This window comes from Streptomyces sp. SCA2-17, assembly GCF_044336695.1.
Genome location: NZ_CP117521.1, coordinates 832883 through 846029 on the forward strand (window position 1 = coordinate 832883; position 13147 = coordinate 846029).

The window sequence follows — 13147 nt, forward strand, 5'->3', positions numbered from 1 at the left end:
CTGAATCGTACCGAGAGCGGCACCCTGGTCGCGAAACGGTTTACCGGGCGACCAGGGAAGGGCCCGTGGTCAGTCGCCGCCGCAGGCTTCCTCGAAGAAGTCGAGGTTCTCGTGGAGCGACTTCAGGAGGCGGTCGCGCTCCCCGTCCTCGACCCGTACGGGCATGACGTCGCGGGCGCCGGTCAGGCGCCGGAAGCCGCCCTTGCTCTCCAGGCGGCCGCTCATGCGGACGGGCAGGCCGACGAGGTGGGCGTGGCCCGCGATGCGGTAGTCGTCCTCGTCGAGGACGGCGCGGATCTGGGGCACGTCCGCGCCGGCGAGGACCTTGAGCCGGACCGCCCCGGGGCCGCTCTGGGACTCGCGGCGCATGCGGAGGACCACGGCGGTGAGGTGGACGGTGACGGGCGGCTCGTCCCGGATGTAGCGGGCGCCGGCCTCGCGGAGGACGGGGAGGTCGCCAGGGGTGAACTCGACGGGGGCGGGGCGGGCGGCGAAGCCGGGGGGCGGGCCGGCCGCGGGGGCCCAGTGGAGGGTGATGCGGATGCCTCCGGAGCCGCGGACGAGCTTGCCGATCGCCTCGGTGAGCTCCTGGCAGACGCCCGCCTCGACGGCCGGCTCGAAAGCCTCGCAGCCGCCGGTGGCCCGCTGGTGGTCGGTGGCGTCGCGGGTGGCGCACAGGGCGCGGAGCAGGGTGGTGGTGATCAGGCGGCCGTCGTCGGGGCCGGGTGCCGCGGAGGTGCCCACGGGGAGGAAGGTCGTCAGCTCGCGGCCGCCGGCGGCGGTGCCGGCGAGGAGGCGGTCGAGGGCGGCTTCGGCGTGCCGGCGGTGGCGGGCGCCGTGGTAGCCGGCCCGGCCGCGCGCGGCGAGGGCCGCGGCGAGGAGGAGGGCGCGGGCGCCGGAGCGCAGTTGTTCCTGGGCGGCCCAGGCGGCCGCGGGCGCGTCGGGATCGGCGGTGTCCCGCTGCCAGTGGATCTCGTCGAGGGGGGTGCGCAGGGCGGTGAGGATGTCGGGGGCGGAGGGGGTGGCGCTGTGCTGGAGTGCGGTGAGTGCTTCGGCGATGAGGTCGGTGCTGTCGGGGTAGGCGCGGCTTTCGGGCACGAGGAGGCTGGTGCGGCCGCGGGCCGGCATGCCGGCGCCGTCGGGCGGGGTCCAGCGGCTGTACGTGCCTGCTGCCGAGCCGCTGCGGCGCCAGCCGTGGCGGGCGAGGAGCGCCGTGAGGACGGCGGGGTCGACGGTCTCGGGCGGGGGGCCGCCGGGCGGGGTGTGCCGGGGCGGGCGTCCGGGCTGCCCATCGGGTGCGGTCGGCCGGTGCATCAGGGTCTCCCTCCCGCCCCGACCCGCGTCATGATCTCGCAGAGTGCGCGGTCGTCGAAGACGCGTGTGGCCGGGATCCGCACGGTGGTCCTCTGCTTGCCGGTCACGGGGTGGCCGGCGAGGTTCGTCCAGTAGCAGCAGTGCCTCAGCTGGAGGCTGTCGTGGCCGGCGCGCAGCCAGTCGTCGCGCGATCTGGGCACGATCATCACGACGAGGATCCGGTGGACGGCGACGGGGGTGCGGGCCAGCTTGGCCAGGTGGTCGTTGTCGAGGGTGAAGGCGAAGGTGGGCGCCGGCACCGGGGCGGCGGCCCGGCCGGCGGGGGCCGCGGGGGCGCGGGGCGGCGGCTGGACGGCCGGGCGGGGGCCGAGCTGGTAGGTGCATTTGAGCTGCACCTTGATGGTGACCTCGTCGTCGACGGCGTGGCCGGGGGCGGTGTGGCTGAGGTGCCAGTCGATGCCGTGGTCGGGGAAGGGCTGGGCGAGCGAGCAGCCTGCGGCCGCGGCGACGGCGTGCAGATAGCCGATCTGGAGCGTCTCCATGCAGGCGGTGGTGGCGAGGGAGCCGCGTGCGGGGGCGGGGGCTGTGGGCTGGGGTGGCTCAGACAGCAGCCCGCCCGGTTCGGGCCGCGGGAACGCCATGTCCGAATCCTTCCGGGCGACTTCGGGCGTTCGATCCGTACATCTGTGTTGTTTCCTTTGCAACTCCCGTGCAAACAACGGCGGTTCGCATGACTCCGTGGCCGGGTATCACCTGCCGGGGAGGGTGAAACACGCCATTCGCCGGGCAAGTGCGAGGAGTTGTGAACATGTGCTGGTTCGAGGGGCCACTCGCCGCGTTCGATACCGAGACCACCGGGGTGGATGTCGAGCACGACCGGATCGTGTCGGCGGCCCTCGTGGTGCAGTCGGCGGACGAGGCCGCTCCGGTCGTGACGCGCTGGCTGGTCGACCCGGGGGTCCCGGTGCCGGAGGGGGCCATTGCGATACATGGGCTGACGGATGCCTTTTTGCAGCGCAACGGCCGGTGGCCGGCGCCGGTCATGGAGGAGGTGGCGCGGGCGGTGGCCGGGCAGGCCGCGCGGGCGACGCCGCTGGTGGTGATGAACGCGCCGTTCGACCTGACGCTGCTGGACCGCGAGTTGCGGCGGCACCGGGCGTCGTCGCTGGCCGATTACCTGGGGGCCGCGCCGCTGTGTGTGATGGATCCGTGGGTGCTGGACAAGCACCTGGACCGCTATCGCAAGGGGCGCCGGACGCTGACGGACCTGTGCGCGCAGTACGGGGTGGAGCTGACGGGCGCGCACGACGCGGCGTCGGACGCGCTGGCGGCGTTGCAGGTGGTGCGGGCGGTGGGGCGCCGGTTCGCGGCGCGGCTGGAGCGGCTGAGCCCGGCGGAGCTGCACGCGCGGCAGGCGGTGTGGCACGCGGCACAGGCGCGGGGCTTGCAGGCGTGGTTCGCGCGGAACGGGACGGAGGAGGCGTGCGATCCGGCGTGGCCGTTGCGGCCCGCGCTGCCGGCCGCGGCCTGAGGGGGTTGCCGGCCGGTGTGCCGGGGTGCCGGGTGGTGCGTGTCGGCGGGTCCGGGTGGTGAGTGCTGTACGCGTCGGGCGGGCAACGCACAAGGCCGGTCCGTCGATTGACGGACCGGCCTTGCCTTTGTGTGGGCGATACTGGGATCGAACCAGTGACCTCTTCGGTGTGAACGAAGCGCTCTCCCGCTGAGCTAATCGCCCGGGATTCGTGCGGGGTTTCCCCCGGCAACGCACTGAACAATACAGGTCGTGGCGGCTCTCCATCAAATCCCTGTCGCGCCCGCGGTCGTCTCGGCGGCCAGCAGGGCCCGCAGGCCGCGCCGGCCGGTGCGCATCATCCAGGCGTGGTTGGCGGTGAAGAAGGGCCGGGCGGGCAGGGCGAGGCGTCTGAGGAGGGGTTTGCGGGCCTCGACGTCCTGCTCGTAGCGGGCGGTGCAGGCGGCGGGGCCGTGCGGGAGGACGGTCCAGCGGGCCCAGCCCTCGAGGTCGCCGGTCATGGCGATCTCCAGGACGCGGGCGGCGGGGTCGTGCCGGGTGGAGCGGACGCCGACGGTCACGTCGTAGGGGAGCAGGGAGCGGATGCGGGCGGTGCCGGAGGTGGCGCCCGACCGGCGGACCTCGCGGATCTGCGGCCACCAGCGGGGGTAGTCCTCGACGGCTTCGAGGCGGGCGTAGACGGCGTCGGGCGGGGCGGCGAGGGCCCAGGCGCCGTGGAAGCGGTAGTGGTGGATCCGGGCGAGGGCCGCGGCCGGTGAGGGCATGGGGCCAGCGGATACCAAACGACCGAGGGTCCGCAAGGGGTGAACCTTGCGGACCCTCGGTCCTGTGTGGGCGATACTGGGATCGAACCAGTGACCTCTTCGGTGTGAACGAAGCGCTCTCCCGCTGAGCTAATCGCCCGGGCGCACCGCAAACATTACCGCATGTCAGACGGTGCTTTGAACCGGTGGCGGGCCGGTCGGCCGGGGCTCCTCGCGCCGTGCGTTCCTAGCCGTGGGCCTTCCACGGCAGGACCATGCCGAACTTCCAGAGGTAGATCCCGGCGAGGGTGCCGGCGATCACCAGGCCCGTCACGGTGAGGATGATGTTCCGGCGCCGGACGCGGGGGTCGAGGGCGCGCTGGGCGGCCTCGGTGACCTTGCGCTTGGTCCAGCGGAGCACGAGCTGGGCCCAGACGAACTCCGTGGCCCAGATGGCCATGCCCGCGAAGATCACGAGCCAGCCGGGGCCGGGCAGGGGCAGCATGATGATGCCCGCGACGACGACGGCCAGGCCGACGACGAAGACGCCGACCTGCCAGCTCAGATGCAGGGCCCGTGAGCGCTTGATGAAACGGGGCGCGCGCGACCCGAGGGCGGGCGGCTGCGCCTCACCGCCCCGGCCCGCTCCCTCACCCTGCGTGGCGTCCCCCGCCGCGGCGGCGTCCTGCCGCCGGTCACTCTCCGCATTCATACGCCCCAACCTACCGGACCGATCCGGAACTCACCGGAATGGCGGTATTACGGCGTGAGCGGCTGGGCCGTCCGAGGTATCCGAACAGTCTCAAAACGGTCAGAGGGGTTTACAACGGCACCGTAGGTGGCATGTCGATTTCGCCGACGTGCGAATCCCCGAGCGCACACTGAGCGAAAGGCCCTGGCGCTTATGAACACCACGGTCAGCTGCGAGCTGCACTTGCGCCTCGTCGTGTCGAGCGAATCCTCGCTGCCTGTTCCCGCAGGCCTGCGGTACGACACGGCGGATCCGTATGCCGTGCACGCCACGTTCCACACCGGAGCCGAAGAAACGGTCGAATGGGTGTTCGCCCGTGATCTGCTCGCCGAGGGGCTGCACCGGCCCACCGGCACCGGCGACGTCCGCGTCTGGCCGTCCCGCAGCCACGGTCAGGGCGTCGTATGCATCGCGCTGAGCTCCCCGGAGGGCGAGGCGCTGCTGGAGGCCCCCGCGCGGGCCCTGGAGTCGTTCCTCAAGCGGACGGACGCCGCGGTGCCGCCGGGCACCGAGCACCGTCACTTCGACCTGGACACGGAGCTCTCGCACATCCTGGCGGAGAGCTGAGTCCGGGCCGGGGCTGACCCGGAGCGCGCCAGCCCACTCGGGGAGGCTGCGCGCCACATCTCGCACACAGGGCACGGCACGGCGCCGTCGTCCGCGGAGCGCTCCGCGGACGACGGCGCCGTCGCGTCACGGGGCCGCGCGGATGCCGCCCAGCCAGTAAGGTCGGGGGCCGCGGTCGAACACTTGCCGCCTCCGACCGGCCAGGGAGCGTACGAACGTGCAGATCAACCACGACACCAAGGCTGCGCTCGACTCCGTCGTCGATCTCCTCAACACGGGCCCGCAGGACCTGGCGGAGCTGCGCTCCTTCGTGACGCGGCACGGGATCACCGGCGTCGTGCTGCGGGAGCGGGACGTCGTCGCGGTGCGGTCGATACGCGAGCGGTTCGGGCAGGTCTTCGACGCGGCGAGCACGGGCGAGGCGGCCGGGCTGATCAACGAGCTGGTGGCCGAGGCCGGGACGACGCCGCAGCTGAGCGCGCACGACGGCTACGACTGGCACGTGCACTACTTCGCCCCCGGCGCCTCCGTCGCCGAGAACCTCGCGGCCGACGGGGCCATGGCGCTGGCGTTCCTGCTGGTCGCGGGCGAGCGGGACCGGCTGCGGCGCTGCCACGCGCCGGACTGCGGGCACGCCTTCGTGGACCTGTCCCGCAACCGCTCGCGGCGCTACTGCGACGGGCGCACGTGCGGGAACCGGCTGCACGTGGCCGCGTACCGGGCGCGGCGGCGGGGAGCGGAGGCCGAAGGAGCCGGCGCGGAGGCCGAGGGGTCCGGCGCGGCGGTCTGAAACCGGGCAGGAAACACTGCTTTCCCCGTCCCTTTAGCGGGCGGGCGAAAAGGCGCCCGGTGAATTACCCGGAAAACGGCTGCGGGCACACGGCCGCAGCACCGCGGGAGTGCACGCTACGGGGCCGGGTCCGGGCACCATGCAATCCGCCGGGGCGGCCTCCCGGCGGCCAGGCCCGACGGCCCGTCATATTCCGTGCTTCTTCAGAATCGCCTCGATATCCGAGAAGTCCTCCCCGTCGGGCGATTTCTTCGCCCTGCCCTGCGGGCGGCTCGCGCTGCGGCCCGGGCCCAGTGACGGAGCGGAGGCACCGGGGGCCATGGCATCGCGCTGCGCAGTGGCTTCCACCGTCCTGCGCTCCTGGCGGCCGCCGCCGATGCGGCGCCGCTCGGCCACCCTGCTCACCATGAACAGCAGGGCGGAGAGCGCGAGGACCCCGAAGCCGGCCCAGACGCTCGGCTTGAAGACGACGTCGGTGAGCCAGTCGACGATCCCGGTCAGGACCAGCCCGATGGGGACGAGGGAGAAGGCGGCGATGCGGGTCGCCGCGAGGAACCGCTTGCGGTAGGCCGTCAGCGCGGCGATGCCGAGGCCCGCCGCGGACACCGCGGCACAGATGGTCGAGGTCAGCATCGGGCTCCTCCTGCTCTTCACTGCCGGGCTCGCCCTTCTATCGTGCACCGCCCACCGCCGGGCGGGCCATGCCCGGCCGCCGAGCTCAGGGAGATCTCCGGGTCATCCCCCACGGCGTCATCCCTGGAGGACGGGGAGGACCCCGAGGACCCCGAGGACCCCGAGGACCCCGAGGGCCCGGAGGGCCGCCGCCCCCGCCGCCTGGAAGACTGGCCGCATGAGCGAGACCAACACCGCCCCCGTCGTCCTCGACGTGTGGTGCGAGCTGCAGTGCCCCGACTGCCGTACAGCCCTGGACGACCTGCGGGCGCTGCGCGCACGCTACGGCGACCGGCTGGAGCTGCGGCTGCGGCACTTCCCCCTGGAGAAGCACAAGCACTCCTACGCCGCGGCGCAGGCCGCGGAGGAGGCGGCCGAGCAGGGGCAGGGCTGGCCGTACGCAGAGGCCGTGCTGGCCCGCGCCGAGGAGCTGGGTGCGCGCGGCGAGGCACTGCTGACCGAGGTGGCGGGCGAGCTCGGGCTGGACGCCGAGGAGGTGGACATCGCCCTCGTCGACGGCCGCCACATGCTGATCGTGGACGCGGACCAGGCCGAGGGCAAGGCGATCGGCGTCAAGGGCACGCCCACGTACGCCATCGGCGGTGAACTCCTGGACGGCAGCAAGAACCAGGACGGCCTGCGCGAACGCATCGAGGAGATCGCGGACCGTCTCCTCGGCTAGCCCGGCAGCGGGGATTCCGCCGGGGCAGGAACCGCTACAGCAGCGGCTTGTACAGGTGGTACGCCGTCGGTGCGTAGCCCAGCGACTCGTACAGACGCAGCGCGGGGACGTTGCCGGCGAAGACGTTGAGGCCGAGGACCCGCGCGCCGAGGGCGAGCATTTCGGCCTCCGCCAGGAGCATCAGCGAACGGCCGTGGCCGCGCCCCCGGTGCTCGGGCACGACCTCGACGTCGAAGACGAAGGCGTCCGCCTCGCCGGGGCGGGCGTCGCGCAGGGCCGCCCAGAGCCTGCCGACGGCGCCGCCCTGGTGGGTGAGGATCCGCAGCACGGTGCCCTCGGTGTGCATGCCGCCGGGGAGCAGGGTGTGTTCGTCGGTCTCGGCCTTGGCGCGGGCCTCGGCGGCGGGGACGCCGCGGTCGACCCAGTCCTGGATGTAGCCCGCGCGGGACGCCGCGCGCCAGCCGGGGTACTCCGCCTCCGTCATCCGCCGCCCTTCGGTGCCCTCGGGCAGCCGGGGGGCGGCGGTCAGTGTTTTGACCATGGTGCGGCTGCGTTCGACGTAGCCGAGCGCGCCGGCGAGTCCGAGACCGACCTCGGCGCCGGCGTCGACGGAGACCTCGACGCGGGTGCAGCCCCAGCCCCGGAGCACTTCCTCCGCGGCGAGCGCGGCGACCGTGCCGCGGCCGCGGTGGCGGTCGCGCTCGTCGACGGCGAGCCGGAGGATGCGGCCGGCGGCCGGTCCGAAGCGGTGGTCGGTGGCGAGGTCGACGGCGCCCACGGGCCTGCTGTTGACGCAGACCTCGTACGAGCGGGACCGGGCGCCGCCGGGGCCGCGCTGCTCGGGTGCGGTGGGCCGCAGGGTGGTGGTCATCCTCGTGTTGTACCGGGCCCGGCGGGTCCGCGCCACGGGGTTTGCGAGGGTGCGGCGAGGAGGGCCCGCGCAGGGCCTACGGGTCGAGGTCCGCCGCCGACTGCTCGTCGAAGATCCGGGCGGCCTTGGCGGTGACGGGCCCCGGGGCTCCGGGCAGTTCCCGCCCGTCGACGGCGTGGACGGCCTGGACGTCGCGGAGGCTGGAGGTCAGGAAGACCTCCTCGGCGCGCTCCAGCACGTCGTAGGGCAGCTCGGTCTCCTTGGCGCCGGCCCACTCCAGGACGAGGGCGCGGGTGATGCCGGCGAGGCAGCCGGAGGCGAGGGGCGGGGTGTGCAGTTCCCCGTCGAGGACGACGAAGACGTTGGAGGCGGTGCCCTCGCACAGGGCTCCGGCCGTGTTGGCGAGCAGGGCCTCGCCGGCGCCGTGGGCCTTGGCGCGGGCGAGGGCGATGACGTTCTCGCCGTACGAGGTGGATTTGATGCCGGTCAGGGCGCCGCGTTCGTTGCGGGTCCAGGGCACGGTGACGACGGCGGCCGTGCGCGGGGCGGGGGGAGTTTCCGCCACGGCGACGACGAGGGTGGGGCGCGCGGCGCCGCGCTCGGAGCCGAGCGGGGCGAGGCCGCCGGTGTAGGTGATGCGGAGCCGGCCGAGCGGCACGGGGTTGGCGTCGAGGACGGCCGTGCAGGCGCGGCGGATCTCGTCGAGGTCGGGTTCGGGCAGGCCGAGGGCGCGGGCCGAGGCGGTCAGCCTGGCGAGGTGGCGGGTCAGGGCGAAGGGGCGGCCCCGGACGGCCTTGAGGGTCTCGAAGACGCCGTCGCCGACGGTCAGGCCGTGGTCGAGGACCGAGACGCGCGCGCTGTCCGTGTCGTGCAGGGAGCCATTGAGCCAGATCGTCACCGGATCGTCCCTCCGAGCGGCTGATGGGTGCCCGACGCTATCGCGAGGAGCCGGGAAGCCTTGAGTTCCGTCTCGGCCCACTCGCGCTCGGGGTCGGAGCCCCAGGTGATGCCGGCGCCGGTGCCGAAGCGCAGCACGGGGCCGGGGGCGGCGGTGCGGTCGATCCAGAAGGTGCGGATGCCGACGGCGAGCTGGCCGGTGCCGCGGTCGGCGTCGACCCAGCCGATGCCGCCGCAGTAGGGGCCGCGGGGGGCGGTCTCCAGGGCACGGATGATCTGGAGGGCGCTCTCCTTGGGGGCGCCGGTGACCGAGCCGGGCGGGAAGGTGGCCGAGAAGAGCTCGGGCCACCCGGCGCCGTCGGCGATCCGCCCGCGCACGGTGGAGACGAGGTGGACGAGCCCGGGGTGGGGCTCGACCGCGCAGAGCGCGGGGACGGTCACGGAGCCGGTGGTGCAGACGCGCCCGAGGTCGTTGCGGACGAGGTCCACGATCATCACGTTCTCGGCGTGGTCCTTCTCCAGGAGGTCGGCGGCGGTGCGGCCGGTGCCCTTGATCGGGCCGGACTCGACGGTGCGGCCGGTGCGGCGCAGGTAGAGCTCGGGGGAGGCGGTGGCGACCTCGACGCCGTGGGCGGGGAGGCGTACGCAGCCCGCGTACGGAGCGGGGTTGCCGCGCGCGAGGAGGGCGGTCAGCGCGTCGACGTCGGCCGCGGCGGGGTCGGGCAGGGGCGCGCTGAGGACGCGGCAGAGATTGGCCTGGTAGACCTCGCCGGCCGCGATGTGCTCGCGGATGCGGCGGACGCCCGCGGTGTAGGCGGTGTGGTCCAGGGAGCTCGTCCAGTCCCCGGCGGCCGGGCCGCGCCACTGTGCGGGGGCCGCGGGGCGGGGCGGCTCGGGGCGTACGTCGCCGAAGCGCGCGCAGGTCAGCCGCCCCTCGAAGTCGGCGACCACCGCCCACCAGCCCGTGGACTCCAGGGCTGCCGGGTCGCGGGTGACATCGCGCAGATCGGTGGCGAGGAGGCCGCCGAAGCGGGCCATCGGAGGGAGGCTCGGGGGGAAGCTGTGCACGTCACCGAGTCTATGGCGGGGCCGTCCGGAGTGGCCCGGGTGAACAATCAGGGCAGCACGCTGCGGAAACGGAATTTGAGCTGGCGCCGGAATCCGCTAGAGTTCAACACGTCGCCGGGACGCGGAAGCGGACCGGACAGACACTGCGGACGTAGCTCAGTTGGTAGAGCACCACCTTGCCAAGGTGGATGTCGCGAGTTCGAGTCTCGTCGTCCGCTCGAGTTGGGGGATCTTCCCGAACCCCCGCACTCCTGGTGGAGTGGCCGAGAGGCGAGGCAACGGCCTGCAAAGCCGTCTACACGGGTTCAAATCCCGTCTCCACCTCCAAGGACGATTAGCTCAGCGGGAGAGCGCTTCCCTGACACGGAAGAGGTCACTGGTTCAATCCCAGTATCGTCCACCAGGTCTTCACGGACCTTCCCGCGCGATTAGCTCAGCGGGAGAGCGCTTCCCTGACACGGAAGAGGTCACTGGTTCAATCCCAGTATCGCGCACGCTGCACCCGCGTCTTCGCGGTGCGTCCCGGACGATTAGCTCAGCGGGAGAGCGCTTCCCTGACACGGAAGAGGTCACTGGTTCAATCCCAGTATCGTCCACCAGGTCTTCGCAGACCTTCCCGCGCGATTAGCTCAGCGGGAGAGCGCTTCCCTGACACGGAAGAGGTCACTGGTTCAATCCCAGTATCGCGCACACCGATCGGCCGGAGGCCGGGGCTCAAGGGCTCCGGCCTCCGGTCGTTTTCGTCGGCAGTCCGGTCGTTTTCGCAGGTGGAGCGCTTGCGAGCGGATGTCGTGAAGGCAGTACGAAGGGCCGGGCGCCTCCCCAGGTGCCCGGCCCTTCGTGCCGTCCGCCGTACCCCCGTCCCCACGGGGTTGATCCACCGGCTTGTCCCCGGCCCGGGCCGCTCTCCCGGGCCCGGGGCGCTCAGCGCCCCAGCATTCCGGCGACGGACGACGCTTGTGTGACGACGGCGTCCCAGCCGCCGAAGAGGAAGGCGAGGAAGGCCGCGAGGGGCACCACCATGGCCACCGCCACCAGCGGGTGCCGGGTGCCGGAGGGCTGGGGCGCGAAGAGGCCCGCGACCAGGCCGGCGGCGCGGTGGCCGCGTGCCCGGCCGGCCGTACGTCCCGCCGTGTCCGCCATGGTGCCGCTCCCTCTGTCCTCGCCGTGCTCCCGCCTTGTGACGTCGTACGAGCGGCGGGCGTCTGACCTCGGGGGACGAGTGCTGTCACCCGCCGCTCGGATTCCAATTTAGGGGCGCGGCCCCGGGCGGGCGTCATGCCCTCGTACCGATTGGCGGGCATCCGGGAGGATGAGCGGGGCCCGGGCGGCTACTCCCCTGGTTGGAGACGGGGGGTCCGCCCCCCGGGGACTTCCCGGAGGGGGAGCCCCGGAGGCGTCCGGGAACCGTCCTGGTCGGTGTGGTTTCGCTCACGTCCGGCCCGCCCCCGAGCGTAATGATCTTCACTGCCCCGGCGGCCGCTCCCCCGCCCGCCGCACCCGCCCCACGGACCTCACTCGCCTCGCGCGGAACATGCGCTCCCGGGCCCGGCACAGCCCCAATCCCCCTGCGGGGCCGGGCTCTTGGGCCCGCTCCCCCGCGCCCGGCGCGTCCGGCCACCGCCACGGGCCCACGGCCGGCCGGCGGTACCGGGCGCGGGCAATCCACTTGCCGACGCATGCGCGGCCTATCAGCGCGCCCGCCCGTCAATCCGTAAGCTGTGCCACGTCAGACGGACCGGGCAGCGGGGATGAAGATGGCGATGATGCGGCTCCGGCGCGAGGACCCGCGTGTCGTCGGCTCGTTCCGGCTTCACCGCCGGCTCGGCGCGGGCGGCATGGGCGTGGTGTACCTCGGCTCCGACCGGCGCGGGCAGCGCGTGGCGCTGAAGGTGATCCGGCCGGACCTGGCCGAGGACCAGGAGTTCCGCTCGCGGTTCGCCCGCGAGGTGCAGGCCGCCCGGCGGATCCGCGGCGGCTGTACGGCGCGGCTCGTGGCCGCCGACCTGGACGCGGACCGCCCCTGGTTCGCGACGCAGTACGTGCCGGGGCCCTCCCTGCACGACAAGGTGAACGAGGACGGGCCGCTGTCGGCGGCTCAGACCGCCTCGATCGGGGCGGCGTTGGCCGAAGGTCTGCTGGCCGTGCACGACGCGGGCGTGGTGCACCGGGACCTCAAGCCGTCGAACATCCTGCTGTCCCCCAAGGGCCCCCGCATCATCGACTTCGGCATCGCGTGGGCGACGGGCGCGAGCACGCTCACCCACGTGGGCACCGCCGTCGGCTCCCCCGGCTTCCTCGCCCCCGAGCAGGTCCGGGGCGCCGCGGTCACCCCCGCCACGGACGTCTTCGCCCTCGGCGCGACCCTCGCCTACGCCTCGACCGCGGACTCGCCCTTCGGCCAGGGCAGTTCGGAGGTCATGCTCTACCGGGTCGTCCACGAGGAACCCCAGCTCATGGCCGTGCCCGACGCCCTGGCGCCGCTGATCCACGCGTGCCTGGCCAAGGACCCCGAGGAGCGGCCGAGCACGCTGCAGCTGTCGCTGCGGCTCAAGGAGATCGCCGCCCGGGAGGCGCAGGGCCTCTCCGAGGGACGGCTCCCCCTGACGCGCCGTGAGCCCGACCGGTCGGCTGACCGGCGCGCCGCGGAGTATGCCGAGCAGCGTACGGAGCGGCCTACGGTCAAGGCGCCCGCGCCGCATCATCCGCCGCAGGCCCGGCCCGAGCCGGGTGGCCGGCGGCCGGCCGCGCGGCCGGGGCGGGTGGGCGGCCAGCGTGGCCAGGGCGCCGCGCGGGGTGCCGCGGGGGCCGCGGCCGGCCGGCGCGGGGCCCCCGCGTCGCGGACCGGTTCCGGGGCGCGGCGGCCCGCGCCGCAGCGGGACCCGCGGCTGCTGCGGCAGCGGGTGACGGTCTTCGTCGTGGTGACGCTGCTGGTGGCGCTGGGCATCGCCGTGGCCCAGGGGTGCCAGGGGCCGGACCGGCGCACGGACGGGCTGGCCCCGGCGCCGGTGGTTTCTTCACAGCGGGGCGGCTGGGCGCCGGGCGGCGGGGGCTGAGCGGGCCGGGCGTTCCGGCGCCGGCTCGGTCCGGCGTCCTGGCTCTTCAGCCGGGTTACGGCTGTCCGGCCCGGCCGAGTTATGGCACCGCCGGTCCGGCGCGTCGGGGTGCTTTGCCGCGGCACGCGAAAAAATGCCCGCCGCCACGGCGCGCAACCCCCTCGGCGAGGGTCCGGCGGAATACGCGGAGACGGGCAGCCGCACG

The 13147-nt window shown here is 73.9% G+C and carries 14 protein-coding genes and 8 tRNA genes; 11 read left to right on the plus strand and 11 right to left on the minus strand.

The genetic code is table 11. The features are described 5' to 3' along the window. Positions 1–69: 69 nt before the first annotated feature. The gene (locus tag PS271_RS03640) at positions 70–1314 is read right to left on the minus strand and encodes a hypothetical protein (RefSeq protein ID WP_398380047.1); all 1245 of its coding nucleotides are present in this window, start codon (positions 1312–1314) and stop codon (positions 70–72) included. Further along, complete coding sequence (locus PS271_RS03645; protein WP_398380049.1) at positions 1314–1955, minus strand: DUF4365 domain-containing protein; 642 nt, start codon at positions 1953–1955, stop codon at positions 1314–1316. The genes PS271_RS03640 and PS271_RS03645 overlap by 1 nt, the downstream gene beginning before the upstream one ends. A 167-nt stretch (positions 1956–2122) precedes the next feature. Here PS271_RS03645 and PS271_RS03650 point away from each other — a divergent pair, with 167 nt between their 5' ends. Further along, positions 2123–2845 carry an exonuclease domain-containing protein gene (locus tag PS271_RS03650; protein ID WP_398380051.1) on the plus strand — a complete coding sequence of 241 codons (723 nt, stop codon included), beginning with the start codon at positions 2123–2125 and terminating at the stop codon, positions 2843–2845. 132 nt (positions 2846–2977) lie between these two features. Here the strand turns inward: PS271_RS03650 and PS271_RS03655 are convergent. The 4 genes from PS271_RS03655 to PS271_RS03670 form a co-directional block, all read right to left on the minus strand. Further along, positions 2978–3049: transfer RNA gene (locus PS271_RS03655), tRNA-Val, on the minus strand. Between the two features lie 62 nt (positions 3050–3111). Further along, the gene (locus PS271_RS03660; protein ID WP_398380053.1) at positions 3112–3609 is read right to left on the minus strand and encodes an SRPBCC family protein; all 498 of its coding nucleotides are present in this window, start codon (positions 3607–3609) and stop codon (positions 3112–3114) included. A 67-nt stretch (positions 3610–3676) separates the two neighbouring features. Beyond that, positions 3677–3748: transfer RNA gene (locus PS271_RS03665), tRNA-Val, on the minus strand. A gap of 87 nt (positions 3749–3835) precedes the next feature. Beyond that, positions 3836–4300 (minus strand): TIGR02611 family protein, encoded by a 465-nt coding sequence (locus PS271_RS03670; RefSeq protein ID WP_398380055.1) that lies wholly within the window; start codon positions 4298–4300, stop codon positions 3836–3838. A 192-nt stretch (positions 4301–4492) separates the two neighbouring features. Between PS271_RS03670 and PS271_RS03675 the strand changes: the two genes are divergently transcribed. Beyond that, the gene (locus tag PS271_RS03675; protein ID WP_003959770.1) at positions 4493–4906 is read left to right on the plus strand and encodes an SsgA family sporulation/cell division regulator; all 414 of its coding nucleotides are present in this window, start codon (positions 4493–4495) and stop codon (positions 4904–4906) included. Positions 4907–5123: 217 nt separating this feature from the next. Then, on the plus strand, positions 5124–5696 hold the full coding sequence (locus tag PS271_RS03680) for a CGNR zinc finger domain-containing protein (protein ID WP_120758307.1): 573 nt from the start codon (positions 5124–5126) through the stop codon (positions 5694–5696). Positions 5697–5882: 186 nt separating this feature from the next. On the opposite strand, the gene PS271_RS03685 is transcribed toward PS271_RS03680, so the two are convergent. Then, a complete protein-coding gene (locus PS271_RS03685; RefSeq protein WP_398380057.1) occupies positions 5883–6329 on the minus strand; it encodes a hypothetical protein in 447 nt (148 codons plus the stop codon). Between the two features lie 217 nt (positions 6330–6546). On the opposite strand from PS271_RS03685, the gene PS271_RS03690 reads away from it, so the two are divergent. Then, on the plus strand, positions 6547–7050 hold the full coding sequence (locus tag PS271_RS03690) for a DsbA family protein (protein ID WP_398380059.1): 504 nt from the start codon (positions 6547–6549) through the stop codon (positions 7048–7050). A gap of 34 nt (positions 7051–7084) precedes the next feature. On the opposite strand, the gene PS271_RS03695 is transcribed toward PS271_RS03690, so the two are convergent. The 3 genes from PS271_RS03695 to PS271_RS03705 form a co-directional block, all read right to left on the minus strand. Beyond that, on the minus strand, positions 7085–7921 hold the full coding sequence (locus tag PS271_RS03695) for a GNAT family N-acetyltransferase (protein WP_398380061.1): 837 nt from the start codon (positions 7919–7921) through the stop codon (positions 7085–7087). 76 nt (positions 7922–7997) lie between these two features. Further along, complete coding sequence (locus PS271_RS03700) at positions 7998–8819, minus strand: aminotransferase class IV (protein ID WP_398380063.1); 822 nt, start codon at positions 8817–8819, stop codon at positions 7998–8000. After that, a complete protein-coding gene (locus PS271_RS03705; RefSeq protein ID WP_398386658.1) occupies positions 8816–9856 on the minus strand; it encodes a chorismate-binding protein in 1041 nt (346 codons plus the stop codon). The genes PS271_RS03700 and PS271_RS03705 overlap by 4 nt, the downstream gene beginning before the upstream one ends. Positions 9857–10031: 175 nt before the next feature. Here PS271_RS03705 and PS271_RS03710 point away from each other — a divergent pair. From PS271_RS03710 to PS271_RS03735, 6 genes are all read left to right on the plus strand, one after another. Further along, positions 10032–10104, plus strand: a tRNA-Gly gene (locus PS271_RS03710). A 35-nt stretch (positions 10105–10139) separates the two neighbouring features. Continuing rightward, positions 10140–10213, plus strand: a tRNA-Cys gene (locus PS271_RS03715). Position 10214: 1 nt separating this feature from the next. Continuing rightward, positions 10215–10289, plus strand: a tRNA-Val gene (locus PS271_RS03720). A 19-nt stretch (positions 10290–10308) separates the two neighbouring features. Further along, positions 10309–10380: transfer RNA gene (locus tag PS271_RS03725), tRNA-Val, on the plus strand. A gap of 30 nt (positions 10381–10410) precedes the next feature. After that, positions 10411–10485: transfer RNA gene (locus tag PS271_RS03730), tRNA-Val, on the plus strand. Between the two features lie 19 nt (positions 10486–10504). Then, positions 10505–10576: transfer RNA gene (locus PS271_RS03735), tRNA-Val, on the plus strand. Between the two features lie 234 nt (positions 10577–10810). Here PS271_RS03735 and PS271_RS03740 read toward each other — a convergent pair. Then, on the minus strand, positions 10811–11029 hold the full coding sequence (locus PS271_RS03740; RefSeq protein WP_356286626.1) for a hypothetical protein: 219 nt from the start codon (positions 11027–11029) through the stop codon (positions 10811–10813). Positions 11030–11643: 614 nt separating this feature from the next. Here PS271_RS03740 and PS271_RS03745 point away from each other — a divergent pair. Continuing rightward, a complete protein-coding gene (locus PS271_RS03745; protein ID WP_398386659.1) occupies positions 11644–12942 on the plus strand; it encodes a serine/threonine-protein kinase in 1299 nt (432 codons plus the stop codon). Positions 12943–13147 lie beyond the last annotated feature (205 nt).

What these genes read in the sequence shown, in the direction of transcription:
- PS271_RS03670 (WP_398380055.1), bottom strand. Translation starts at nt 4,300, where the DNA reads ATGAATGCGGAGAGTGACCGGCGGCAGGACGCCGCCGCGGCGGGGGAC.
- PS271_RS03695 (WP_398380061.1), bottom strand. Translation starts at nt 7,921, where the DNA reads ATGACCACCACCCTGCGGCCCACCGCACCCGAGCAGCGCGGCCCCGGC.
- PS271_RS03740 (WP_356286626.1), bottom strand. Translation starts at nt 11,029, where the DNA reads ATGGCGGACACGGCGGGACGTACGGCCGGCCGGGCACGCGGCCACCGC.
- PS271_RS03745 (WP_398386659.1), top strand. Translation starts at nt 11,644, where the DNA reads ATGGCGATGATGCGGCTCCGGCGCGAGGACCCGCGTGTCGTCGGCTCG.
- PS271_RS03690 (WP_398380059.1), top strand. Translation starts at nt 6,547, where the DNA reads ATGAGCGAGACCAACACCGCCCCCGTCGTCCTCGACGTGTGGTGCGAG.
- PS271_RS03675 (WP_003959770.1), top strand. Translation starts at nt 4,493, where the DNA reads ATGAACACCACGGTCAGCTGCGAGCTGCACTTGCGCCTCGTCGTGTCG.
- PS271_RS03645 (WP_398380049.1), bottom strand. Translation starts at nt 1,955, where the DNA reads ATGGCGTTCCCGCGGCCCGAACCGGGCGGGCTGCTGTCTGAGCCACCC.
- PS271_RS03660 (WP_398380053.1), bottom strand. Translation starts at nt 3,609, where the DNA reads ATGCCCTCACCGGCCGCGGCCCTCGCCCGGATCCACCACTACCGCTTC.
- PS271_RS03685 (WP_398380057.1), bottom strand. Translation starts at nt 6,329, where the DNA reads ATGCTGACCTCGACCATCTGTGCCGCGGTGTCCGCGGCGGGCCTCGGC.
- PS271_RS03705 (WP_398386658.1), bottom strand. Translation starts at nt 9,856, where the DNA reads ATGGCCCGCTTCGGCGGCCTCCTCGCCACCGATCTGCGCGATGTCACC.
- PS271_RS03640 (WP_398380047.1), bottom strand. Translation starts at nt 1,314, where the DNA reads ATGCACCGGCCGACCGCACCCGATGGGCAGCCCGGACGCCCGCCCCGG.
- PS271_RS03650 (WP_398380051.1), top strand. Translation starts at nt 2,123, where the DNA reads ATGTGCTGGTTCGAGGGGCCACTCGCCGCGTTCGATACCGAGACCACC.